This window comes from Streptomyces sp. NPDC006602 (assembly GCF_042870385.1).
Taxonomy (GTDB): domain Bacteria; phylum Actinomycetota; class Actinomycetes; order Streptomycetales; family Streptomycetaceae; genus Streptomyces.
Genome location: NZ_JBIAHG010000002.1, coordinates 74,326 through 96,131 on the forward strand (window position 1 = coordinate 74,326; position 21,806 = coordinate 96,131).

Genomic DNA, 21,806 nt, shown 5'->3' on the forward strand with positions numbered 1-21,806 from the left:
ACCGCACCTCACTCGCCTCGGCCAAAGCCCAGATCAACCGGGCATCCCTGCCCCCGGACGCGGATCTGGTCGCCGCCTACGGCGAGTTCGCCCACTCCCTCACCCTCCCCGGGTTCCTCGCCCGCGCCGCAGGCACGCAGGCCATCGTCGAGCAGGCCGGCATCGACTTCGAGTACCGCCTCGGGCAGCATCGGCATCGCCAACCAGCAACGCTGACACCCCGTCACTAAACGAACGCGGACGGAGCAGATGCCGCGGCGGTGCTCGTTTGTCGTGGGGGCTGCCTGGTTCGTCGTCGCATCCGTGCCGATCAGGAGAAAAACGTTGGCCCGAAACCCCGTCAGCACCGAAGACTGCCGATGGATTGGCGCTGCTGTAGACGCGGTGGTGTTCGACGTCTTCGGCACCGTGGTCGACTGGCGCACCGGCGTCGCGGGCGAATTCGAGCGCGTCGGCACCCGCGTCGGGGTACAGGCCGATTGGCTGGGGCTCACCACCGCGTGGCGCAGCCGGTACCCGCCGACACTGCTGCGGGTAGTGTCGGGGGAAGTGCCTTGGCGGTCGCTGGACGCCCTGCACCGGATGATGCTCGACGAAGTGCTCACCGAGCACGACCTGACCGAGTTCACCGACACCGACCGGGCCGAACTCGTCAACGCCTGGCACCGCCTGAGCCCATGGCCGGACAGCCGCGACGGTCTCTCCCAGCTGCGCGAGACCCATATCACCGCCACCCTGTCCAATGGCAGCACCGCGCTACTCATCCACCTTGCCCGCGCCGGCAGATTGCCGCTCGACACCATCCTGTCGGCCGAACTGATCCACAGCTATAAGCCCGATCCAAAGGTGTACCTGATGGCCGCCGAACTACTGGAAGTCTCACCGCCGCGGCTGCTGATGACCGCCTGCCATCTCGAGGACCTGCGTGCCGCCGCCGACGCCGGACTGCGCACCGCATACATTCCACGCCCGCTGGAATGGGGCCCCGGCCATCCGGTCCCACCGGTGCCGGACTGGGTCGATCTGACCGCCACCGACATCCCCGACCTGGCCCGACGACTCGCTCCATAGCGGCCCGTCCGACGACGCCAGGCCCATTCTCACCCTCGCGGGCCAAGGAATCTCCTCTCCATGTTCCGACGGATCTCCTCGTCGGAATGGGTGAGGATCCCGGCGCTCGAGACCGACGCCCGGCATTTGATCAGCACGGTCGCACCACCACTGCGTGGTGATCGATACCGACGGCAAGCGGCTGCTGTCGCGCCGAATGCGGAAAGACCACGTCGGGACCGAAGCACAAGCTCAGGTGTTCGTGCTGCGCAGGTCCGGGTAGAGCGCCTCGACCGGGCCGCCCAGGGCCGCCTTGACCTGCGCGGTCAACTCGTCGGCCAGGACCTCGTACTCGTCGGCCTCAACGGCGTCGTAGACCCTCGTCACCAGCTCTGCCGGCAGCATCTTGGGTCCGCCGGCGTGCGCGGCCATAGGGGTGTCGACGTAGCTCATGTGCACCCCCGCCACGTGGACGCCCTTGGGCGCGAGCTCGATGCGCAAAGAGTTGGTGGCCGACCACAGTGCCGCCTTGGACGCGCTGTAGATGCCGCCGAAGGCGTACCAGCTGGCAACGGAGTGCAAGTCGACGAGCGTTGACTCCGGCTTGGCAGCGAGGATCGGTGCGAAGGCGCGGGCGACGAAGACGGGGCCGAAGAAGTTCGTCTCCATGTTCACCCGGATGTCTGCCTCGGTGACGTCGAGCAGGCTCGCGCTCGGCGGGTTCGCGCCCGCGTTGTTGACGAGCATGGTGACATCCGGCGCCGCGGCGACGGCCGCGTCGATCGACGCGGGGTCGGTGACATCAAGCGTGAGGGGGACGACGCGTTCATCGTCCCAGGCGCGGGGGGAGCGGGCGGTGGCGTAGACCTTGGCGGCTCCACGAGCCAGGGCGTCGCGGACGAAGTGGGTACCAATGCCGCCGTTTGCTCCGGTGACAAAGACGACTGCTCCGTTGAGGGAGGGCATTGGTGTTCCATTCCAAGAGGCATGAAGCGCGGCCGACGCGACTACCGCGCACGGATGGCGCAATGGCTCCGCGCCCTGCTGTGGCAGCATGAGCAAGGCATTTCCGAGCCGACACGTTAGTGACTACTCTCATAACTGAGTTGAGTCAGAATCTATTCCCGGAGGATACCGTCATGCCTGCCGCCTCCCAGCCGACAGGACGGCGCGAGCGGAACAAACAGGACAAACTGGACCGTATCATCGCCGCTGCCAGCGAGCTGTTCGCCGAACGCGGCGTCCATGAGGTCACGACCCAGCAGATCGCCGACAAGGCTGACATCGGCACCGGGACACTGTTCCTGTATGCCAAGACCAAGGGCGAGCTCCTCCTGCTTGTGCAGAACGTCAAGTACACCGAAGCGCTCGACCGGGGCCGGGCGGATGCCGAGGCCGTCCCGGGCGTGCTGGACGCGGTGCTGGCGATCATCCGGCCGATCGTGGAATGCAACCGCACCCAGATCGACAACGGACGCACCTACCTGCGAGAGACGGTCTTCGGCGACCCCGAGGAGCCCCGGCACGGCGAAGCGCTCGCCATCGCCGCGCAGGCCGAAGAGGCCATCGCCGCCGTGCTGCGCCGGGACGAGCGGGTCACAGAGGGCGATGCCGCGACGCTGGCGCACATCGTGTCCGCCGTGATGTTCCTCAGCATGGCGGCGAGCATGAACATCGCCTTGAGCGTCGAAGAGATCGTGCAGGACATCCGAGGGCAGGTCAGCGTCCTGCTGCCTCGCTGAAGCGCGGTCCAGGTTCTGCGAGCGAGCGCATCCCAGGAGGCAATCACATGCGAGCGAGAGAGAACAGCCGTACGGCGTCATGGGATCCGGAGCGGTTCCAGCGCAGACGAGGGTCCCAGCACCAGCCCGCCGCCCCCGGAGTTGCCGGGCGCCCGCATCCCCCCCGCCGGCCCTGGTCCGGCCGGCCGCGCCGCCTGACGACCACGGTGACGAGCAGCAGCCAGGCGCGGACGGGACGGCCGACGTGACGCGCCCGGGCCGGCGAGGAGCGGAAGGCCGGGAGGCTTCGCGCCAGAGCGATCAGCACCTCGGTCGAGCACAGGGCCAGCCCTGAGCCGGGAGGGCGTGTGCCCCTGTCGGAGCCGCGTGCGGGGGCTGTGCCGGTTCCCCAGCAGCGTCGGGTCCGGGCCCGGGGCCCGCAGGGGCACAGCCTGGGGCTGAGGCCGGGCGCGTCAGACGCGCTGCCCGGCGTCCAGCATGGCGAGGGCGTTGATGATCCCTTGATCGAGGAGTTCGTTGGCGAGTTGGCGGTCGGTCAAGGCGCGGGAAAGCTGCAGCGTGCCGGCCATCAGGCCGAGGAGGCTGAGCGCCTTCACGCGTGCGGAGGACGGATCCTCGGGCGTTATACGGGCGGCAATGCCGTCGATGAGGACCAGCACGCCGTCGGTGTACGCCTGCCTGGTCGTGTCGGCGCAGCGCCCGATCTCGTCGAGCAGAGCGGCGTTGGGGCAGCCGTCGCCAAGGCTGTCGCGGTGCTTGGGCGACAGGTACCCCCACACGATCTGCTCGATTCCGGCGCGGCCGGGTGCAGCCCGGGCGACGACGCTCTCGGCCTGCGCCTTCAACTGTTCGGCGATTGCCGTGGTGACGAGGTCATCCTTGGACTCGAAGTGAGTGTAGAAGGCGCCGTTGGTCAGCCCCGCGTCCTTCATGAGCGCCGCGACCCCGGAGCCGTCGATCCCGTCTCGCTTGAACCGGCGGCCCGCCGTCTCGACGATCCGCCGCCTCGTCTCTTGCTTGTGCTCTGTTCCGTACCGCACCGCACACGCTCCTTAGCTGGCCGGAAGGCCCGGTGGCTTTTCACTGGCCCCCCCCCAGTCTATGGTATTGCGAACGTAATCCAATGGGCCGGCAGCGGCAAATGTCGGCCGCCTCCCGCCGGTTGACCTCTGCGGCAAGGACGACGGGCGAGAGTCGGTCTTCATCAACGAGGGCAACCACGGACCCAGCGCCTGCACGCGACCTCCGCCCGGTTCTTCGCCGCGGTCGGCGACACCTCGCCCGGGAGCGTCCGCGAGTCACCCAAGACTATGAGAGAGCCTCCGAGTGCCTCTGACCTGGGGCGACAGGCTTGCTTGAGGCTTATGGCGCCCACGGACAGACAGTTTCTCCGCGCGCACACGGGTCATGTCCCCGACTTGCGCAGGCTGGCTCTGCCCTCAGCCCGCAGTGCACACGTAATTCCCCATGGCCGGGGCCGTATCGGAAGCGGAGGAGGACGGCCCCGCCACGTGCCGACCGGGGGGACGGGGACAGGTACGTGAGACAGGCCCGGCGGCCGATTCCGTATCACCGGAGCGACCGCCGGGCCCTGTCGAAGCACATCACTTCCATGGAAAGAAAACGTGTCGGCAGGTGGCCGGAAGACGGGGGCGGGGGCGGTCAGCCACGCCCGATCCCCTCCACCGGCCCACTCGCCGATGCACTGACTTCCGGAAAATCGTCGTCGACGGCGGCACACTCGCCCTGGGCACCGACGCCCCCCTGACCCCCACCGGCCTCCAACTCCATCTCGGCCTCCGCGTCCTGCACCGCTCCGCCGGTCTGTCCGCCGCGGCAGCGCTGCGCACAGCGACTGCCATCCCCGCAGAGCTGTTCGGAGTCAGTGACGACCTCGCACCCTGGAACCAGGAAAGCTCGCCGACCTCGTGGCGGTCGACGGGAACCCCTTCCAGAACTTCGACGACCTGGCCCGTACTTCGTGGGTCATGAGCGACGGCGTCGTTCACCGCCAGGAGGACCTGGTCGGCACGTTCGCCACGGGGCCCGCGGAAGACCGCACCACAGACCACACCGACTGGGTCACCGTCAGCCGGGAGCTACGCCGCGAACCCTGCTGTTCGCAGCACGCCTTCGACCTCTGGTGCTGCAGCTGCCGTTCGACGAAGCGGCCGTGCCGACGGCCACCGGCCGCTTGCCCTAACCAGTGGTGGACTTGTCGCTCGGCCGTGTTTTCGCACGCCGGGAACCACCACGGTGTGGTCGGCTCCGAGATCGGTCGGTGCGGGCCGTCGGCAGTCGGAGGCCTGCGGCCGGCCGTGGGCCGGACAAGCAGGGGCCGGGTCCCGCTGGGACCCGGTGCAGGCAGACCCGTCCCGTTGTCACCGGCCACTCTGCTCGGAACGGGCGCCACCGGATCCGCCAGGGCGGCCGTCCTCACGTCCGCCCGACGACGTGACGCTGCTCAACCGGTCGGCGGCGGCCGCTCCGAGATCCGCCTTCATCGGGCGTGAGCCAGGCGGAGTGACCGCATCTCAGAGGAGTGAGCGTTCACGTCCACTGCTCCGCACACAGCCGTGTGACACGGCGCCGGGACCGGAAACCGCAGAGCACCTGAGGCATGTGTTCATGGCACGGCTACTCAGACGGGCCGATGGCCGCTTCGGGGCACAAACCGATCGGCACGCGATGACTATACATTTCGTATAGCCATTGCTAGCGTCCGCTACACGACGAAGGGCGTCGCTGGGCGGTCAACGTGCGCTTCCAACCGGAGCGGCGCTCCAGCGGTGCAACGCGAAGTCCCGCCAGTCGGCCCCGAATCCGGGCTCGCCGCAAGAACGTGGACGCGGACGAACCATCCCCTTGACTGAAGACGAGGCATCCGCATGACCAAATATGAACTCGACGGCAAGGTCGTACTCATCACCGGCGGCACCGGCGGACTCGGCAGCGCGACGGCTCGGGCTCTCATCTCTCGCGGCGCACGCGTCGGCATCGTGGATCTGCATCCGCAGACGCCGGAGATCGCCACACGCATATCACCGTCCGCCGCCGTCGGCGTCACGGCGGACGTCTGCGCCCCCGACGCGCTCCATGATGCCGTCGCCCTCATCTGTGAGCGGTTCGGCCGGGTCGACGTCGCGATCGCGAACGCCGGCGTCATGGGGCGCGGCTCCACATTCCGCACCATGCCCGCACCCGCGGCGGAGAAAGTGCTGGCCGTGAACATCAACGGTGTCATCAACACCGTAAACGCGGCCATGAAGCAGGTCGTCGCCAACCAGGGGCAGATCGTATTGATCAGTTCGGTATTCGCGTTCCTCAACGGCACAGGGGCCATCCCCTACGCGATGAGCAAAGCCGCGGTTGAGCAGCTCGGACGCGGACTCCGAGTGGAACTCGCCCAGCACGGCGTCTCTGCCACTACCGCGTACTTCTCGCTCATCCAGACAGACATGATCAGACACGGTGTCGATGAGGATCCGACGATCGCCGAGCTTCTGTCGAGGACGGCGCCTCGACCACTGCTCAAGCGCATCGAGCCGGACCAGGCCGCACATGCCGTCGCACATGCCATTGAGCACCGATCGCCCCGCGTGATCCGGCCGGCTCGCTGGACCCCGCTGTCCGTCTTGCGAGGGTTGATCAACCCGGTAATTGACGCACGCCTGGCACGTGATCCCGCAGTGCGCGCCCTTCTCCGCAAGCTCGAAGCGCGGTGAGCCAGGCGGCTGCTGAGACCAGACCTCGGTACGGCCTTGCACATCTCGCGAGATCCGCGAACCACGTCACCCGAAGGCAGCGATGTCCGATCCGCCCTTGACCTCGGCGACCAGCTGGCTCAAGGCGACATGACGAGGCATGCCTTGAACCGCTGCACATCTATCTGCAGCGCGTCGAGGTGTACAACACGGCCCTGAACACAGTCGTGACGCTCGTTGCCGAGAATGTCCGGGTGCCGAGTTCGCGGCAGGGCCGACCGCCTACCTGCTCCAACATCCGCAGGGGGATGCCCTTCGGCAATGGGCCTGCCGAGGGTGACCTCACAACCTCGAATGCGCCGCGTTGGGTCGCGCCCAACTCGGCCGGTTCAGCGGCCACTGCCCTTCGCGGAGTGAAAGACAGGCGCGAAATACTCCACGCCTATCATGTGACCTTCGCAGTGGCCCGGCGTGCGGGCGTGGCCGACCCCTTGTCAGGGGGCGTCAGTAGGGTGGATCACATGGGAGCGGTACGCAAATACGGGCAGGCCTGTCCTCTCGCCACGGCGATGGATGTGCTCGGCGAGCGTTGGACCGTCCTCATCCTCCGTGAACTCCTGCTGGGCCCGAAGCGGTTCACGGAAATCCTCAGCCGCATGCCCTCGATCGGACCGAATCGTCTCACTGACCGGCTTCGAACCCTGCATGCGATCGGCGTCGTCTCCAAGTCCGAGCCAACGACGGAGTACACCCTTACCGAGTTCGGTGAAGGACTGAGAGTCCCGATCATCGGGCTCGGACTGTGGGGCCTGGGTCTGATGAGCGACGGCGTCGATCACTCAACCGCTCGCGCGGACATGGTGGCGCTGTGCATGACAGTAGCGATCGACCCCCGTCACCTGGCCGGCCTTGCTCTTGAGTGCGACGTCGATGCCGGGGAACGGTTCTCCATGACCGTCAGCGACGGAGCACTCCGGGTCCGGTCCGGACCGTCACTGTCATCATCGCCCACCACTGTCGCCTGCGACGCAGGCACGTTCATCGCACTCTCGCTCGGGACAGAGAAGCCGTCCACCGCCGGTGAGTCCGGCCGCCTCGCGGTCGACGGCGACGTCGAGGCGGCCGGTCGTCTTTTCGAGGCCTTCGCCGACGCGGCCCGACGGCACACGGCAGGGCAGTCAGCCTGATCAGAGCATCTCAGAACCGACTGGAGCTGCACGCATCGATCGTGAGGTCACGTCTGCCTCAGGCCCCGCGCTTACGACGGAAGGACGTCCTCCCGTTTCGTCGCACCATCGAGACAGTGGCGGCGAAACGACCGCGGGCCAGGTCGGGTTCGAGGCCGGCGCCCAGCCGGTGCAGCTGGTCCGCGTGCCAACTGAGGTCGAGCACGCCGTCGAGTGCCTTGAGGTCGGCGATCCTGCCCAGCACACGGCGCATGCCATAGCGCATCTGATGTGCGACGACCGCCTCGGCGCGGCCCGTGAGGATGACGTCCGCGGCATCAGGCGTCGTGGCGGTGGGCCGGCCGATACCGACGACGTCGCACTCACCCCTGGCGACGGCGTCCTCCATCGCGTCACGGGTACGGAAGCCTCCCGTGACGGCCAGCGGGATGTCGCCCACCAGGCCGCGCACCGTGCGGGCGTACTCCAGGAAGTAGGCCTCGCGGGCGCGCGTCGACGCCGCGGCGGAACCCGACATCGCCGGCGACTCATAGCTGCCGCCGCTGATCTCGATCAGGTCGAGTCCTTCTTGCGCCAGAGCCGCGACGACTGCGCGGGACTCCTCCTCGGTGAAGCCACCGCGCTGGAAGTCGGCCGAGTTGAGCTTCACGGCGACGGCGAAGCCGGGTGACACCCGTGACCGGATACGGCGCACGACCTCCAGGACGAACCGCATCCGCCGCTCAGGGTCGCCGCCCCACTCGTCGTCGCGCCGGTTCGACAGCGGCGAAAGGAATTGCGACACAAGGTAGCCATGAGCTGCGTGCACCTGTACCCCGGCGAAGCCGGCCGCTTCGCACACCGCCGCCGCGGTTGCGAACCGTTCGATGATGTCCTCGATCTCCGCGGACGTCAGCTCGCGGGGCTTGGCGGCGCCGGGCAGGTTGAGGGCGACCGGGCTGGGCGCGACCGGCGTGTGCCCGAGTGCGAGCAAGTTGGCCTGGCGGCCCGGATGGTTGAGCTGCACCCAGGTGGGGATGCCGCCGTCCTTGGTCGCCGCGGCCCATCGGGTGAGAGCGGCGAGATCGCGGTCGTCCTCTATGACGACGTTGCCCGGCTCGCCGAGCTGGGTGCGGTCGACCATGACATTGCCGGTGATGATCAGTCCGTACCCGCCCTGGCTCCATGTCCGGTAGAGCTGTTCGAGGCGGTGATCGGGGGCGTTGCGCTTGTCGGCGAGTGCCTCGCTCAACGCGGATTTCATGATCCGGTTCGGCAGCACCTGACCGTTGGGCAGGGTCAGGTGGTCGGACAGGGAGTCCATGGGCGGTTGTCCTTCGGTGAAGTGGGTGCCTGGCAGGGCACATCGATCTCTGAGAAGCGTTCGGTCGCCTCAGCCGCGAGGGCGTCCAGCGTGCTCAGGCGAGTCCGCGTTTGAGGATCTTGCCGGTGGGGGTCAAGGGCAGTGCGTCGACGAACTGGACGACGCGCGGGTATTTGTACGCGGCCAGCCGCTCCTTCGCCCAGGCGGCGAGCTCCGCCTCCGTCGTGCCGCTCCCGGCCTTCTTCACCACGACGGCCTTGACCTCCTGACCGTGGGATTCGTGCGGTACGCCGATCACGGCGACCAACGAGACGGCGGGGTGCTCCATGAGGACTTCCTCGATCTCGCGCGGGTAGACGTTGAAGCCGCCGCGGATGATCATGTCCTTGGACCGGTCGACGATGTAGTAGAAGCCGTCCTTGTCCTTGCGGGCGAGGTCGCCGGAGCGGAACCAGCCCTCCCTGATCGCCTCGGCCGTCGCCTCGGGCCGTTTGTAATAACCCTTCATGACGTTGTGCCCCTTGATCGCGATCTCCCCGATCTCGTCGGCGCCGCCCTCGGCCTCGGACCAGTCGTCGCGGATCAGCTTCATCTCCACGCCCGGGATCGGCACGCCGATCGACCCGACGCGGGGCTCCTCCCCGAACCGGGAGAAGGAGGCGACCGGGGAGGTCTCGGACAGTCCGTATCCCTCGAGGATCGTGACGCCGAAGCGGTCCTTGAACTGCTTGTGGATCTCGGCGGGCAGCGCTGAGCCACCGGCCACCGCCACGCGAAGATTCATGGCCAGGCGGGCGACGTCGACCGTGTCGTCGAGGGCGGCGAGAAGGCCCCAGTACATCGTCGGGACGCCGGCGAAGAACGTCACGTCGTGGTCGAGCATGAGACGCAAGGCTGCCCGCGCCTCGAACCTCGGCTGCATCACGATGGTGCCGCCGAAGGTGAGGGCGCCGTTCTGGATCACCGTCTGGCCGAAGGCATGGAACAGCGGCAGCACACACAGGTACGTGTCGGGGCGCTCGGGGTCCGCGGCGAACAGGTCGATGCCGGCGAGCGCGTTGTCGTAGACGTTGCGGTGACGCAGCTCCGCACCCTTGGGCCGGCCGGTCGTGCCGGAGGTGTAGAGGACCACAGCGGTGTCGTCCTCGTCGCGCTCGACCGTCTGGAAGGTCACCGGCTGCCCGGCGACTGCCGCGGCGTACGACTGAGGCGTCCCGTCCGCGGCCCACGGCGCGCCACCGCCCTCGATCAGGAAGAACTCGCTACAGCCCTCGGTGGCCTGGAACCCCTCCCACGCGGTCTGCCCGATCGGCAACTCCGCCGTGCCTTCGAACGCGAAGTACGCCTTCGCGTCGGAGTCGGTGAGGTGGTAGGCGACCTCTCGAGCCTTCAACAGCACGTTCAGCGGCACGACCGCCGCCCCGGCCTTGAGGATGCCGAAGTAGACGCTGGTGAACTGGGGCAGGTTGGGGCAGGACAGCGCGACCTTGTCACCCGGCTGGATGCCGCGCGAGACGAGCAGGTTCGCGACCCGGTTGGCCGCGGCGTCGAGGGCGCCGTAGGTGATGCGGTCGTCACCGAAGATGATCGCGTTGCGCTCCGGGTACCGGGACACGGAATCCGTCAGTATGCGTGGCACGTTGCGGCTCGGGCTGTGCATTGTCGTTCTCCTGGTGGTCGGGAGGGCGGGGTCTAGACGAAGGCCGGAGGCGGCACGAAGCCGTCGACTTCCCGGCCCAGCAGGGCGGCGAACTCGATGGTGGTCAGATCGCCACCGCCCGGGCCCATGGCCTGCAGACCGATGGGCAGCCCGCTCCTGCCCTTGCGCACCGGGATGGTCGTCGCCGGACCGCCGGAGACGTTGGCGACGGCGTTCCACTTGACCTGATCCCAGTAAGGGCGTCGCACACCGTCGACTTCATAGGGCCGCCCGAACCGGTCGATCGGCTTGTTGTGGTGGGCGGGGGCGGCCGTCGGGGCGACCGGCATGAGCACGATGTCGAAGTCCTGGAAGAACTCGAACCATCGCTGCCGGAGCTCGTTGCGCAACGCGTGGGCCTGCAGCCAGTGGTAGTGGGACTGGAAGGTTCCCCGCAGGGCGGGACCCGCGTCGCCGCGCGGGTGTTGGAGGAGCCGGGCCAGCAGGGCGGCGTTGGAGGCAGGAGTGAGGCCGGTGCGGTCGTAGGTGAACGCGCCGAAGAGCAAGGGCAGGAAGGCTTTCCGGTGATTCGTCGCGATGTCGACGGGGAGGGTCGCGGGCTGGACTGTGACCTTCGCGCCGGCCGCCCGCAGCACAGTGACCGCGTCGTCCATGGCTGCCTCGACGTCGCTGTCGACCGGACACGAGGGGTCCTCACGCCAGACGGCGACCCGGAAGTCGGCGAGCCTGGTCGCGCGCGGCGGTGCGAGCGTGTAGCTGAAGCCGCCGTCGTAGTCGGCCGCCCCGACCGTTGCCTGCAGGATCGGGACGAGGTCGCGGGCGTCGCGGACCTGCGCGCCGCCGCAGGCCATGTCGGCGTCCGTCCATCGTCCCGTGCCCGGGCCGTAGGGAACATGGCCGATGAGGGGTATCGACCGCCAGGTCGACTTGTGCCCGTACAGGCCGTTGAAGTGGGAGGGGATCCTGGTCGATCCGCCGATCTCCGACCCGAAGTCGAACGCCGCGAGGCCCGCGGCGGTGGCGACGGCGCCGCCCCCGGCGGACCCGCCCGAGGTGCGGGTCGTGTCCCACGGGTTCGACGAAGGACCGAACACCGGGTTGTCGGCCTGGACGTCCTGGTTGCCCGCGGGCATGTTGCTCTTCCCCATGATCACGGCACCGGCCGAACGCAGCCGCTTGACGGCCTCGGCGTCCTGGTCGGGCACGTAGTCCTTCAGGTCCGTGCGGCCGCAGACGGTGCGCATCCCGGCTGTCTCGAAGCTGTCCTTGACCGTGATCGGCACGCCGTGCAGCGGACCGAGGTCCCGCCCCGCCGCCCGTGCGGCGTCCGCCTCCCTGGCCTCGCGGCGGGCACGCTCGGGGTCGAGGGTCACCACCGCGTTCAGCGCGGTGTTGTGGACAGCGATCCGCTGGAGGTAGAGCTCGACGAGTTCCTGGCTCGAGACCTCACCCGAGGCCAGCGCACGCGTGTGTTCCACAGCGGGTCGAAAGGGGACGTCGCTCACGGAATGCCTCACCCCTGACGGTGACGGATCGATCAGAATTTACCTGCTGATCGTAATATTACGTGCGTCAGACCATAGACTAGGATGGGATGCCAGGCAATGGCCCCACGGAACCGAAACGGAGGAGCCCTGTGGCGCGGTACGCCAAGGAGCACAAGCAGGTCACGCGGCAGCGGATCATCGAGCGGGCCGGCCACCGGTTCAAGCGGGACGGGATAGACGGCTCCGGTATCTCCACGCTGATGTCGGATGCCGGGCTCACCAACGGAGCGTTCTACGCCCACTTCGCGTCCAAGGACGACCTCGTCGCGACCGTTGTCACCGAGGAACTGCGCAAGCAGGCGGCGAAGTACGGCACCCTACGACCGGGCCGCCAGGGACTCGAGGACCTCATTCGCGAGTATCTGGCGCCTGAGCACAGAGACCACCCCGGCTTTGGATGCCCCTCCGCCGCCCTGCTCGACGAGATCGGCCGCTGCGAGGGCACCACCAAGGATGCCTACACCGACGGCACGCGGGCCATCCTGGACGAGATCGCCGCCCGCCTGGTCCCTGAGGATCCGCAGTCCGCACACGGTAAGGCACTTGGACTCGTCACCATGATGGTGGGGACGTTGCAACTGTCCCGCGCCCTCTCGGATCCGAAAATCTCCGACGAGGTCCTCGAGCAGGGAATTGAGAACGCCCTCACCTTCATGCGCTGAGGGCCACGGTCAATCCGCGGGCAAAACGGCCAGACGGCCCGAGACCATAGCCGAACGTGACCAGGCCAGACCATAAAGAACAAGGTCAGGCTCCCGCGTTTGGCTCTGGGGCTGGCAAGTGCTTATGCCGCTCCTTTGCCAATGGGCCCCGTACTTTGCCCCACCGTTCAGGAGAGCGTCCGGACACGCACACAAACGCGGAGCTGCGGTCGTGCGTCACAGCGGAGAGGCTGCCCGATCATCAGCCAGGTCCAGGGACGGCCGAGATCGCTGTCACGTTGTTGGGTGGGTAGGTGTCTGATGGTGTGTCGCGGTGTGGTAGAGCCCGGTTCCGGGCTGTGCTCAGGCCGTGGTGGACAGGCCGGCAACTTGGGTGATCTGCTCCCAGATTGCGAAGCGGACGGTCATCTCGGCTCGGTAGTGGTGTGCGGCCATCAGATGGCGGCGGGGCCGGAAGTGGGGCGAGATGCCGCTGAACGCGGACAGGAACCGCTGGGCTGCGCCGGTGTGCGGAAGCCTTTGACCGGGGCTGCCGGCGGCGCAGCGCGCCTGCAAGGGCTACTCGCGCTGGAAGTTCCTCCACTACCACCGACGAGGGCCGGCGGCATCGCCAACCATCGTCCCTGGCAGGGAAGATGGTAGGAAAGGGCATCTCGGATATGCGACCTGAAGAGCTGCGGTACCCCGTCATCGTCGTGGACGACGACCAGTGGATGTACGTCTACTCGTCCCCGGACCAACTGGTCCAGGACATCGAGCCGACGTTCCTGGACGACATCACCGCGACGTTCGACGGGCTGGCCAGACCCTTGCGCATCGCACTGGATGAGTCCGGCGAGGGCGTTTTCGCCGAACTGCGAAGTTCTGATTCTGTACTCAGTCGACTACAGGACGATCCACCGGAACGCCTGACCGACCCTCGCGAGTACACGACGTCGGTGTCACAGGCATACGAACGCAAACGGGAACGGCGCAAGAAGCGCGCCTGACCTCTGGGGGCTGCGGGTCCACCCGCAGCCCCCCCTAGCGATTACCTCGTCGCGGTGACGACTGGCCAAGGGGTTCCTACCACCCGAGACGTCCTGGCGATGTGGGTCAGTCAAAGAGAGCAACGACTCCATTCACCCAGATCGCGAGGAAGGCAAGGGCCCCCACCAGGCAACCGACTCCCGCCAGCACACCGCTGACCGTCCACGGCTCGGAGGGCGCCTCGTAGTTCTCCTCCAGGCCGTCCCGGTAGGACGCGGGGTCGTCCCAGTCGACGGGGTGCCCCAGGTCCTCGGCGCAGGCGCTCCGCACAGCGACCAGCTGCCCCTCCGCGAAAGCGGTGGCAGCCATCGCCTCGGGGCCGCGCCAGGCGAGGGCCTTCATCCGCCCCCCGGCAGACCCGTACCGCGCCTCGAAGGCGGCGGTCTCGTCGGCGTTGCGGTCCGCTTCGAGGTACATCCAGCGTCCGGCCTCGGCGGCGTCGCCGTAGAGCCGGTACACCTCGGCCAGACGCCGGCGTAGCGTCAGGTCGTACGGGAAGGATGAGACGAGACCGCGCAAACGCTGGCGCGCGACGGGAACCCGGCCGGCGGCCAGGTCAGCATCGACCCGGGCAAGGGTCTCTCTGAGTGGCATGAACACATGATCGGGTACCACACTGATCCACGTCGACCTGGTTTGTTGCTCCGCACTCGCTCGCTATCAACGGTATCGACTGGACCCCTCCCTCCGGACAACGGTGCACGCGTCCTGCACGGCTCAACGCTTTTGGGGCGGAACAAGTCACCGAGGCGTCAACCGGCGGCGTCACCGTCGGAATCAACATCAGCAGCGGGCACCGCACTGCGCAGCGGCCCCAGAGCCCCATACAGGGCAGCATGGAAGGCAGCGGCGAGCTCGAGGGCCCGCCCCTCGCTCGGCACCCCGTGCAACATGAAGTACACCGGCCCCGCAAAGGCGTCCACGCCCGCCGCCCGCTCGCGGACCAAGCGAACGATGGCCGCCCGCATCGCGACGTTCACGGCGTCCTCAACGACATGGCCCGGGCCGGCCGTCAGCGCACCCGCCTTCACCGCCCACCCTCGCGCTCAATGCGCATAACGAGCATAGTGCCAGGAATCAGCCTGATTCGTCGCACACGTCCCGCAGTGCGGACGAGGGGCCATCGATGCTCTGCAGTTCACGAACAGTCACATAATCCGACCCGACCTGCATCATTGTTGCGTCCAGGCTGAGCGGTGCTGTTCAGCCACCGAAGAAGGCTCAGGGCGGGTAGGGCGACGTATCGGGGTCCTGGCAGCGTGAACTGGTGGTCCGGGGTTCAGGTTCCGGCGCGATAACGGGTGAGCATGAGGGCGACGGCTTCGTCCACGATCGTGGTGTCGGTGGGGTCGGGCGGGACGAAGTCGGTCCGTACGAGTTGAGGCCACAGGAGCTGGCCGCAGATCATGCCGAGGAACTGTTCGGCCACTGCGGATGCCTGCTGTGCCTGTCCGCCGGCCGAACGGAAGTCGAGTGTGCCGGCCTGTGCTTCGGCGTCCAGGTAGTCGCGGAGCCGGTCGAAGAAGGGTCCGCGGTCGATGGCGAAGCCGGTGCCGACGATGTCGGCGAGTTCCGGCATCTGGGGAAGTTCGGTGATGATGAGGCGGCACAGCGCCGCCGTGCCGGGCCGCGCGACCAGGCAGGCGTAGTCGCGGCCGATGTGGTCCAGCCCGTAGCGGGGATCACCGGGCGGGGGCGGTTCGGCGTACTGCACATCCAGCTGCCACTGTTCGGAGGTGACGGCCGCGAACAGTGCAGCCTTGGAGGGGTATCGCTTGAAGAGGGTGCCGGTGGAGACGCGGGCCTCCCTGGCAATCTGGGCCAGGGAGGTCTTGTCGTATCCCCGGGCGAGGAAGAGGTCGCGGGCGGCGCGGATGATGCGCGCGCGGTTCTCCGCTTTGATCTGCGCGTGATACCCGGCCTGGCACGTATCGCCACCGGTTTCCGCTCGGTCACGGTCCGCCGCCGTCATACCCACGCCCCTCACCCGTCTCCCAGCCGCATCCTCGCTGTCAGAGGACGGTCTGGCCGCCGTCCAGGATAAGGTCCAGGCCCACAGCGAAGGCGGAGACATCGGAGGCCAGGTACACGACGGCCTCCGCGACCTCCTCGGGCATACCCATGCGACCCAGCGGGATGCCGGCGCTGATCCCCTCCAGCACCGCCGTCTGCTGCGCGGGATCCTCGATCCCGAGCTTGGAGTACAGCGGGGTGTCCACCGGGCCGGGGCTGACCGCGTTGAACCGGATGCCGTGCGACCTGAGCAGGTCCGCGTTCCACGACCGCATCAGAGAGGAGACAGCCGCCTTGGTCGCGGCGTAGGCGTTCGACTGCCCGTAGCCGCCGTGCGCGCTGTTGGACGCGTTGAGGATGACCGAGGACGGGTTGGCCAGCACGGGCACCAGGGCCTGCGTGAGAAAGAAGACGCTCTTGACGTTGATGTCGAAGAGCCGGTCGAAACTGTCCTCCGTGTGGTCCTCGAACGGCCGCCAGTCCGAGACGCCGGCGTTCAGGAAGGCCACGTCCAGCTCCCCGAAGTGCTCACGCACCCGCTTGGCCAGGCCGCGCTGCGCATCGAGATCGCGCGCATCGGCCTGCACCACCGGCACCTTGTCCCCGAGGATCTGCCGGGCCTTGTCGATGCTGGCCGGGGTTACGCCTGTGACCAGCACGTCGGCCCCCTCCGCGATAAAACGCTGCGCGGTCACCAGGCCGATCCCACTCGTGCCGCCGGTGATGAGGGCGCGCTTGCCCGTAAGACGATTCATGTTCACTGATCCTTGCCGAGTCGTAAGGTAAGTCAAAGAACTCACCATGCGAAGGTATCTCCCGCACCACCCTTGAGGCAAGTCGATCCACTTACCATCTGGGGCCTGGAGTGGTTCGGCCACGCCGAGGAGGGCGGCCGATACCGGCTCGAAGGCCATGCCGCTGCCGTCGGCGAGGAGCCGGATGATGGTGGTCTTCCCGACACCGGGCGGCCCCGCAGGAGGGCGGAGCCGAGGCGCTGCGAGGCGGCCATGCGGGCCCAGCAGCGGCGTCCGCGGCCAGGAGGTGGTCCTGCCCGACAACTCCTTCCAGCTTTGTGGGGCGCAGGCGGTCGGCAACCGGCCGGGAGGGCTCCTCGTCGAAGAGAGCCAGGGTCACTACGGTCCGTTCCATCGCTCGCTCGGGTCACAGGCGGGCGTGTGCGGACGGGGCGAGCCCTTGCACAGGACGCTGACGAACGAGGGCTCGCCGTTCGCGGGGAAGCTCGCGCGCTCATCGGGCACCGGGGCGTTCGCGTCGCGGCAGCCGCTCGGCGACCAGGTCGTAGGAATCCTCGACCGCGTCGCTGATCAGCCGCTCGGTGATGCCAGGTCCCGGCCCCAGCGAGACCCAGTGGCGTTTGTCGAGGTAGCGGCCCGGTGTGATCGAGGCGTAGCCGCGTACTTGCGCGCGGGCGTGTTCGGGTTCGCACTTGACCGTGATGATCTGTTCGTCCGGGTCGTCGGTGACGATCAGGAACACCTTGCCCGCGACCTTGTACACGTCGAGTCCCGGGGTGAAGGGGTATCCGTGGCTGACGTCGGGGAGGGCCAGGGCCGCCTGGCGGGCGGTGTCCTGGAGCCGGTCACCGGCCGCGCTCACCGGGCCGCCCGCGTGCCGGTGCCGTAGGTGTGCGGGTCGACAGGCCGCTCGGCCCGGGGCAGATGGGCGACGACGAGCCGGTAGGAGTCGGTGACGAGCTCCCTGACGAGCTCCTTGTCGACACCTTCTCCGCTCTCCAGGGTGATCCAGTGCTTCTTGTTCATGTGGTAGCCGGGGGTGATGTGGCTGTACTGCTCCCGCAGGGCGTGGGCCTCGCCGGGGTCCGCCTTGAGGATCACCACGGGCCGCCCCGGGACGTCGGTCATCAGCATGAACACCTTGCCGCGTACCTTGTAGACCTCCCAGGCGGGGCCGAAGGGGTGCTCCAGCTGGGCTCCGGGGAGTTCCTCCGCGCAGTCGGCGGCGGTCTTGTGCAGGGCCGATCCGTTCATGGATGGTGAGCCTTCTCAGGTGGTGACGGGCTGGGGCATCGAAGGAGGCGGAGGGCGCGCCGCGCGGGCGCGGTGGCACGTCCCATCCTTCCGTCGCAGCCGACCAGAAGGGCGGTAGGCTGCGGACACGTGATGGTCGACAAGCGACACTCCGGGCCGAGCAGGCAGGCCGGACCAGCCGCGGTTCCGCTGTACGGTTTCCAGCCCCCGGTCGGTACTCCGTACGGCCTTGAGGTGAGTACCGTCGAGGACTTCTTCGCCCAGCACGCCGACTGGCCGTGGAACCCGCCCCGTCCGGGCCGTGCCACCTTCCACTACCTCATCGCGATCACCAAGGGTGAGCTGCGGCACGACGTCGACCACGTCACACGGACCGTCGCCACCGGCCAGTGGCTGTGGGTGCGTCCCGGGCACGCGCAGCGCTGGCATCCGCCCGGCGCGGCCCGCGGCCCGTTCATCCTGTTCGAACCGGACGTGCTGCGGCCCGACCTCGCCCGTCTCCTGGCCCCGCTCACCGCGCACGAGGCCCCTGCCGTGCTCAGCCCGCACCCCGACGACACCGCCTGGCTCCAGCAGACGGCACTCCAGCTCCTGGACGAACACCGCGCACTGGGGCGCCGCCCCCTCGACATCCACCACGCCCTGCGGCGCAGCCTGCTCGAATCGCTGCTGCTGCGCCTGGCCAACTCCCCGGGCATCGCCCCCATCGGCACGGCCACGGCCGGCACCGGCCGCGCCGACAGGTACGGACGCTTCCTGGACGCCGTGGAGCTGCACTTTCGCGAACTGCACCAAGCCGCGGACTACGCCGAGTTGCTCGGCTGCTCGGTCCGCACCCTCAGCCGCGCCGCCCGGGACGCCACCGGCAAGGGAGTACGCGAACTCATCGACGAGCGGCGCCTCCTGGAAGCCCGGCGCCTGCTGGGAGCTGCCCGATGGGATGCCCGGGCTGTGGCCGTCCACCTCGGCTTCACCGATCCGGCGAACTTCGGCCGCTTCTTCCGCGACCGCACCGGTCTCACCCCGGCCGCCTTCGCGGCCGGCGAGGCCGCGACCGTCGCCCCTTCTCTCCTTGGTTGACGATCTCGGTGGTTTCCGGCTGAGTCTCAGTCGACGGCCTCGATGGTGACGTCGACCGTGCCGTCGCACTTCTTGAAGGCATCGGCCCCCGAGTTGATTTCGCCGAGGATGACGATGCCGGGGGCGGGGATGGACTGGCCGTCGTGGTCATAGAAGATGGCGATGTCGGGACCGGGTGACCAGTAGACGATGTTGCCGATCTCGTAGCTGGACTGCGGCTTGCCTCCGGTGAGAGACCGGGGCAGGTGACCGTACTTCTCGCGCCTGAACAGGTCGTTCATCTGCAGCGTCAGCGGAAGCAGCGAGGCGAAATCGCGTGCCGTCGCGTTGTCGTCGAGGGTTGCGTTGAGGACGGTCTCTCCGGCGGTCAGTCGGATTCTCATATGGGTTCCGCTCTCTGGCGTGTTGTCGGAGTGATCGTCGGCAGTCGACACGTACGCCATGTTCATCGGGGTACGAATTTCAGTTCGGCGCGGACCCCGTGAAGGTGACTTCCACGCCACCGCGATGGCAAGTTGATCCACTTGCCATTCGGGCTTGGGGCTGTTCGGCCATGTGCCCGGCACGGCCACGGCCGGCACCGGCCGCGCCGACAGGTACAGGCGCTTCCTGGACGCCGTGGAGCTGCACTTTCGCGAACTGCACCAAGCCGCGGACTACGCCGAGTTGCTCGGCTGCTCGGTCCGCAACCTCAACCGCGCCGCCCGGGACGCCACCGGCTTCGCGGCCCGAGCAGTGAGGACCGACGCGTGACGGAAACGCGGCGGAGGCCCCTTGCCCGCCAGGAGGCGATGGCTCCCGTCGCGGTCTGCGTGAACCCCCAGTTGGAGTGCACGATGTGCCACTCGCCGTCGATCAGCCGGTACGCCTCGGTGGCGTTCCAGGCGCGCCGGTGCCGTTCGTTGCCGTTGTCGTCGAGGACGTAGGTGTTCAGGTTGTAGCCCAGGACCGCGAAGTTACCGCTGTCGGCGACGCTCACCGCCGGGTTGAGGTACTCACGCACGATGTGCGGGTTCGAGTAGATCGACTCGAGGTGTGCGATGACCTTGTCGCCTCCCACGATCAGTTCCTTGAGGATCGGGTCGCAGTAGCTGACTTCCTCGGCGTAGTTGTCGAGGTAGCCGCGGTTGTCGCCGACGCTCCACCGTTCGTTGAAGGACTTCTCCAACTCCTCTGCCAGTTCCTCTTACGGATGCTGTGGCCGGCCGTTGGCGACCGTCGCGCATCGTGGGTGGTTGTTGTCGTTTCTCAGTTGCCCGGGTCTCAGTCGTCCAGGACGACGACGTGCTTGCCCGGCGTGGTGCCGGACTCGACGTCGGCCTGGGCGTCATGGACCTGTTCCAGGCCGTGGTAGACCTTCGCGACCGGGACTTGGAGACGCCCTGCGGCGATGGCCTGGAGCTGGCGGGCGAAGACGTCGGCCGGGAGGTCGGCGGCCTGACCGCCGTAGGACGTCAGCCGCACCCCGTTGGGGATCATGAACGGGGTGAAATCGGGGATCGTCCACTGACCCGCCAGGGCTCCGGTGAAGCAGACCGTGCCGTGCCGGCGGACGGTACGGAGGGTGTCGGCGAGGACCGAGCAGCCCACCAGCTCCAGTACGGCGTCGACACCCTCCGGCATCAACTCGCTCACCTCGTCGGCGATCGTGCCGCTGTCGAAGAGGGGATGGTCGACGCCCGCGGCCCGCAGTCCCCCGGCCCTCTCCGGGCTGCGGGTGGTGGACAGCACGGTGGCTCCGAGGTCCTTCGCGATCGTGGCCGCGCTCAGCCCGACCGTGGAGGTGCCGCCGCGGATCAGCAGCGTCTGCCCGGCCTTGAGGCCCAGGCCGGTGGTCAGCGATCCGTAGGCGGTCTGGAACATCTCCGGCAGCGCACCGACGACCTCCCACGGCAGGCCGGTCTCAAACGGGATGACCTGCGCCGCGGGGACGGTCACGTACTGGGCGTACGCGCCGTCGTACGAGCGGCCCATGCCGCCCATCATCGTGGCCACCTGCTGTCCCGGCCGCAGCTCGCTGTCCTCGTCGGCCTCATCGACCACGCCGACGCCCTCGATGCCGGGCACACGCGGGTAGGTGACCACCGCGTCCGACTCGCCCTCGCGGGTGGTGACCTCGGACTCGTTGACGCCGAACGCCTTCACCCTGATCCGCACCCAGCCGGGCTTGCGTACGGGCACCGGCACATCCTTGATCTCCAGTGCGTCGAGGCCGCCGGGCCGGGTGACGACGACGGCCCGCATCGTCCCCGGTGCGGCGTCACCGCCTGCTGTCGGCTGGCTCATGTCGAGTTCCTTACTCTGTTCGCCCCCTGGTGCGCTGTTCCGGATCGCCCGGTGACCGTCAGGGGCGGGCGATGTTCTCGAACAGGTCGAGGACCGCCTGGTAGTGGGAGCTGGGCTCGTAGGGAGGGTTGCCGACACTTCCCGAGGTGGGCCGGTCCGTGACGGCGGGCCACAGGCGGGTCTGCTCGCCGGTGACGAAGTCGAGCACGATGTCGCGGATACGCGTGTCACGGCCGGCCTGTTCGGGGCTGCGGCCCGGCTGTTCCTGGCCGACCAGGGCGTACATCTCGGTGCCGTGCACGGCGGGCGCGCCCTCGGCGGGCCCGATCGCGAGGAGATGGGCGTTGCCGCCCGCGGCGGCGTGGGCCAGAGCGCCGCGGGCTGCGGGGAGCGGGGAGCGGGGAGCGGGGAGCGGGGAGCGGGAAGCGGGAAAATGTAGTCCGTCAGGAGCGCGGCGCGGACCTCGGCAGGGGTGCGGCCGCCCTGGTCGTAGATGGCGACGATCTTCTTGGCACGGGAGCGGGGAATGCGCCA

The 21,806-nt window shown here is 68.2% G+C and carries 23 protein-coding genes and 2 pseudogenes; 8 read left to right on the plus strand and 17 right to left on the minus strand.

Annotated elements, in window-relative coordinates; translation table 11 throughout:
* Positions 1-8 precede the first annotated feature (8 nt).
* Positions 9-407 (minus strand): hypothetical protein, encoded by a 399-nt coding sequence (locus ACFYO2_RS04945; protein ID WP_388344204.1) that lies wholly within the window; start codon positions 405-407, stop codon positions 9-11.
* On the opposite strand from ACFYO2_RS04945, the gene ACFYO2_RS04950 reads away from it, so the two are divergent.
* On the plus strand, positions 385-1,071 hold the full coding sequence (locus ACFYO2_RS04950; RefSeq protein WP_388344207.1) for a haloacid dehalogenase type II: 687 nt from the start codon (positions 385-387) through the stop codon (positions 1,069-1,071). The two genes, ACFYO2_RS04945 and ACFYO2_RS04950, sit on opposite strands and share 23 nt — an antisense overlap.
* 231 nt (positions 1,072-1,302) lie before the next feature.
* Here ACFYO2_RS04950 and ACFYO2_RS04955 read toward each other — a convergent pair whose 3' ends face one another.
* Positions 1,303-2,016: an SDR family oxidoreductase gene (locus tag ACFYO2_RS04955; protein WP_388344209.1), complete on the minus strand. Its 714-nt coding sequence runs from the start codon at positions 2,014-2,016 to the stop codon at positions 1,303-1,305.
* Positions 2,017-2,189: 173 nt separating this feature from the next.
* Between ACFYO2_RS04955 and ACFYO2_RS04960 the strand changes: the two genes are divergently transcribed.
* On the plus strand, positions 2,190-2,792 hold the full coding sequence (locus ACFYO2_RS04960) for a TetR/AcrR family transcriptional regulator (protein WP_388344212.1): 603 nt from the start codon (positions 2,190-2,192) through the stop codon (positions 2,790-2,792).
* Positions 2,793-3,244: 452 nt separating this feature from the next.
* On the opposite strand, the gene ACFYO2_RS04965 is transcribed toward ACFYO2_RS04960, so the two are convergent.
* Positions 3,245-3,832 (minus strand): TetR/AcrR family transcriptional regulator, encoded by a 588-nt coding sequence (locus tag ACFYO2_RS04965; protein ID WP_388344215.1) that lies wholly within the window; start codon positions 3,830-3,832, stop codon positions 3,245-3,247.
* Positions 3,833-5,680: 1,848 nt separating this feature from the next.
* On the opposite strand from ACFYO2_RS04965, the gene ACFYO2_RS04970 reads away from it, so the two are divergent.
* Both ACFYO2_RS04970 and ACFYO2_RS04975 read left to right on the plus strand, forming a co-directional pair.
* The gene (locus ACFYO2_RS04970) at positions 5,681-6,517 is read left to right on the plus strand and encodes an SDR family NAD(P)-dependent oxidoreductase (RefSeq protein ID WP_388344218.1); all 837 of its coding nucleotides are present in this window, start codon (positions 5,681-5,683) and stop codon (positions 6,515-6,517) included.
* 392 nt (positions 6,518-6,909) lie between these two features.
* A complete protein-coding gene (locus ACFYO2_RS04975) occupies positions 6,910-7,683 on the plus strand; it encodes a winged helix-turn-helix transcriptional regulator (RefSeq protein WP_388344220.1) in 774 nt (257 codons plus the stop codon).
* A gap of 58 nt (positions 7,684-7,741) precedes the next feature.
* Here the strand turns inward: ACFYO2_RS04975 and ACFYO2_RS04980 are convergent, their stop codons facing one another.
* From ACFYO2_RS04980 to ACFYO2_RS04990, 3 genes are all read right to left on the minus strand, one after another.
* Positions 7,742-8,986: an NADH:flavin oxidoreductase/NADH oxidase family protein gene (locus ACFYO2_RS04980; RefSeq protein ID WP_388344222.1), complete on the minus strand. Its 1,245-nt coding sequence runs from the start codon at positions 8,984-8,986 to the stop codon at positions 7,742-7,744.
* 94 nt (positions 8,987-9,080) lie between these two features.
* Positions 9,081-10,646, minus strand: coding sequence for a long-chain fatty acid--CoA ligase (locus ACFYO2_RS04985; protein ID WP_388344225.1), 1,566 nt, complete (start codon positions 10,644-10,646; stop codon positions 9,081-9,083).
* A gap of 32 nt (positions 10,647-10,678) precedes the next feature.
* Complete coding sequence (locus ACFYO2_RS04990) at positions 10,679-12,163, minus strand: amidase (RefSeq protein ID WP_388344228.1); 1,485 nt, start codon at positions 12,161-12,163, stop codon at positions 10,679-10,681.
* Between the two features lie 119 nt (positions 12,164-12,282).
* On the opposite strand from ACFYO2_RS04990, the gene ACFYO2_RS04995 reads away from it, so the two are divergent.
* Positions 12,283-12,855: a TetR/AcrR family transcriptional regulator gene (locus ACFYO2_RS04995; protein WP_388344231.1), complete on the plus strand. Its 573-nt coding sequence runs from the start codon at positions 12,283-12,285 to the stop codon at positions 12,853-12,855.
* Positions 12,856-13,197: 342 nt separating this feature from the next.
* Here ACFYO2_RS04995 and ACFYO2_RS05000 read toward each other — a convergent pair.
* A pseudogene (locus ACFYO2_RS05000) lies at positions 13,198-13,379 on the minus strand (IS6 family transposase); the annotation flags it as partial.
* 135 nt (positions 13,380-13,514) lie between these two features.
* Here ACFYO2_RS05000 and ACFYO2_RS05005 point away from each other — a divergent pair.
* Positions 13,515-13,844, plus strand: a complete 330-nt coding sequence (locus tag ACFYO2_RS05005) for a hypothetical protein (protein WP_388344233.1) — start codon at positions 13,515-13,517, stop codon at positions 13,842-13,844.
* A gap of 106 nt (positions 13,845-13,950) precedes the next feature.
* On the opposite strand, the gene ACFYO2_RS05010 is transcribed toward ACFYO2_RS05005, so the two are convergent.
* From ACFYO2_RS05010 to ACFYO2_RS05035, 6 genes are all read right to left on the minus strand, one after another.
* Positions 13,951-14,478 carry a DUF6584 family protein gene (locus tag ACFYO2_RS05010; protein WP_388344236.1) on the minus strand — a complete coding sequence of 176 codons (528 nt, stop codon included), beginning with the start codon at positions 14,476-14,478 and terminating at the stop codon, positions 13,951-13,953.
* A 158-nt stretch (positions 14,479-14,636) separates the two neighbouring features.
* Positions 14,637-14,915: a hypothetical protein gene (locus ACFYO2_RS05015; RefSeq protein WP_388344238.1), complete on the minus strand. Its 279-nt coding sequence runs from the start codon at positions 14,913-14,915 to the stop codon at positions 14,637-14,639.
* A gap of 248 nt (positions 14,916-15,163) precedes the next feature.
* On the minus strand, positions 15,164-15,856 hold the full coding sequence (locus ACFYO2_RS05020) for a TetR/AcrR family transcriptional regulator (RefSeq protein ID WP_388344240.1): 693 nt from the start codon (positions 15,854-15,856) through the stop codon (positions 15,164-15,166).
* Positions 15,857-15,896: 40 nt separating this feature from the next.
* Positions 15,897-16,652, minus strand: a complete 756-nt coding sequence (locus tag ACFYO2_RS05025; protein WP_388344242.1) for an SDR family oxidoreductase — start codon at positions 16,650-16,652, stop codon at positions 15,897-15,899.
* A 493-nt stretch (positions 16,653-17,145) separates the two neighbouring features.
* Entirely contained in the window at positions 17,146-17,514 is a 369-nt protein-coding gene (locus ACFYO2_RS05030) for an MmcQ/YjbR family DNA-binding protein (protein WP_388344244.1), read from the minus strand.
* Positions 17,511-17,906: an MmcQ/YjbR family DNA-binding protein gene (locus tag ACFYO2_RS05035; RefSeq protein ID WP_388344245.1), complete on the minus strand. Its 396-nt coding sequence runs from the start codon at positions 17,904-17,906 to the stop codon at positions 17,511-17,513. The genes ACFYO2_RS05030 and ACFYO2_RS05035 overlap by 4 nt, the downstream gene beginning before the upstream one ends.
* Positions 17,907-18,140: 234 nt before the next feature.
* On the opposite strand from ACFYO2_RS05035, the gene ACFYO2_RS05040 reads away from it, so the two are divergent.
* Positions 18,141-18,986: a helix-turn-helix domain-containing protein gene (locus ACFYO2_RS05040; RefSeq protein ID WP_388344247.1), complete on the plus strand. Its 846-nt coding sequence runs from the start codon at positions 18,141-18,143 to the stop codon at positions 18,984-18,986.
* A gap of 26 nt (positions 18,987-19,012) precedes the next feature.
* On the opposite strand, the gene ACFYO2_RS05045 is transcribed toward ACFYO2_RS05040, so the two are convergent.
* Positions 19,013-19,369 carry a cyclophilin-like fold protein gene (locus ACFYO2_RS05045; protein WP_388344249.1) on the minus strand — a complete coding sequence of 119 codons (357 nt, stop codon included), beginning with the start codon at positions 19,367-19,369 and terminating at the stop codon, positions 19,013-19,015.
* 178 nt (positions 19,370-19,547) lie between these two features.
* On the opposite strand from ACFYO2_RS05045, the pseudogene ACFYO2_RS05050 reads away from it, so the two are divergent.
* A pseudogene (locus ACFYO2_RS05050) lies at positions 19,548-19,718 on the plus strand (AraC family transcriptional regulator); the annotation flags it as partial.
* Here the strand turns inward: ACFYO2_RS05050 and ACFYO2_RS05055 are convergent.
* The 3 genes from ACFYO2_RS05055 to ACFYO2_RS05065 form a co-directional block, all read right to left on the minus strand.
* Positions 19,678-20,154, minus strand: coding sequence for a DUF4440 domain-containing protein (locus ACFYO2_RS05055; RefSeq protein WP_388344250.1), 477 nt, complete (start codon positions 20,152-20,154; stop codon positions 19,678-19,680). The pseudogene ACFYO2_RS05050 and the gene ACFYO2_RS05055 sit on opposite strands and share 41 nt — an antisense overlap.
* Positions 20,155-20,249: 95 nt before the next feature.
* Positions 20,250-21,272, minus strand: a complete 1,023-nt coding sequence (locus ACFYO2_RS05060) for an alcohol dehydrogenase catalytic domain-containing protein (protein ID WP_388344252.1) — start codon at positions 21,270-21,272, stop codon at positions 20,250-20,252.
* A gap of 58 nt (positions 21,273-21,330) precedes the next feature.
* On the minus strand, positions 21,331-21,573 hold the full coding sequence (locus ACFYO2_RS05065) for a hypothetical protein (RefSeq protein ID WP_388344253.1): 243 nt from the start codon (positions 21,571-21,573) through the stop codon (positions 21,331-21,333).
* Between the last annotated feature and the right edge of the window lie 233 nt (positions 21,574-21,806).

What these genes read in the sequence shown, in the direction of transcription:
- ACFYO2_RS04955 (WP_388344209.1), bottom strand. Translation starts at nt 2,016, where the DNA reads ATGCCCTCCCTCAACGGAGCAGTCGTCTTTGTCACCGGAGCAAACGGC.
- ACFYO2_RS04960 (WP_388344212.1), top strand. Translation starts at nt 2,190, where the DNA reads ATGCCTGCCGCCTCCCAGCCGACAGGACGGCGCGAGCGGAACAAACAG.
- ACFYO2_RS04970 (WP_388344218.1), top strand. Translation starts at nt 5,681, where the DNA reads ATGACCAAATATGAACTCGACGGCAAGGTCGTACTCATCACCGGCGGC.
- ACFYO2_RS04980 (WP_388344222.1), bottom strand. Translation starts at nt 8,986, where the DNA reads ATGGACTCCCTGTCCGACCACCTGACCCTGCCCAACGGTCAGGTGCTG.
- ACFYO2_RS04985 (WP_388344225.1), bottom strand. Translation starts at nt 10,646, where the DNA reads ATGCACAGCCCGAGCCGCAACGTGCCACGCATACTGACGGATTCCGTG.
- ACFYO2_RS05005 (WP_388344233.1), top strand. Translation starts at nt 13,515, where the DNA reads ATGCGACCTGAAGAGCTGCGGTACCCCGTCATCGTCGTGGACGACGAC.
- ACFYO2_RS05010 (WP_388344236.1), bottom strand. Translation starts at nt 14,478, where the DNA reads ATGCCACTCAGAGAGACCCTTGCCCGGGTCGATGCTGACCTGGCCGCC.
- ACFYO2_RS05020 (WP_388344240.1), bottom strand. Translation starts at nt 15,856, where the DNA reads ATGACGGCGGCGGACCGTGACCGAGCGGAAACCGGTGGCGATACGTGC.
- ACFYO2_RS05025 (WP_388344242.1), bottom strand. Translation starts at nt 16,652, where the DNA reads ATGAATCGTCTTACGGGCAAGCGCGCCCTCATCACCGGCGGCACGAGT.
- ACFYO2_RS05035 (WP_388344245.1), bottom strand. Translation starts at nt 17,906, where the DNA reads ATGAACGGATCGGCCCTGCACAAGACCGCCGCCGACTGCGCGGAGGAA.
- ACFYO2_RS05045 (WP_388344249.1), bottom strand. Translation starts at nt 19,369, where the DNA reads ATGAGAATCCGACTGACCGCCGGAGAGACCGTCCTCAACGCAACCCTC.
- ACFYO2_RS05060 (WP_388344252.1), bottom strand. Translation starts at nt 21,272, where the DNA reads ATGAGCCAGCCGACAGCAGGCGGTGACGCCGCACCGGGGACGATGCGG.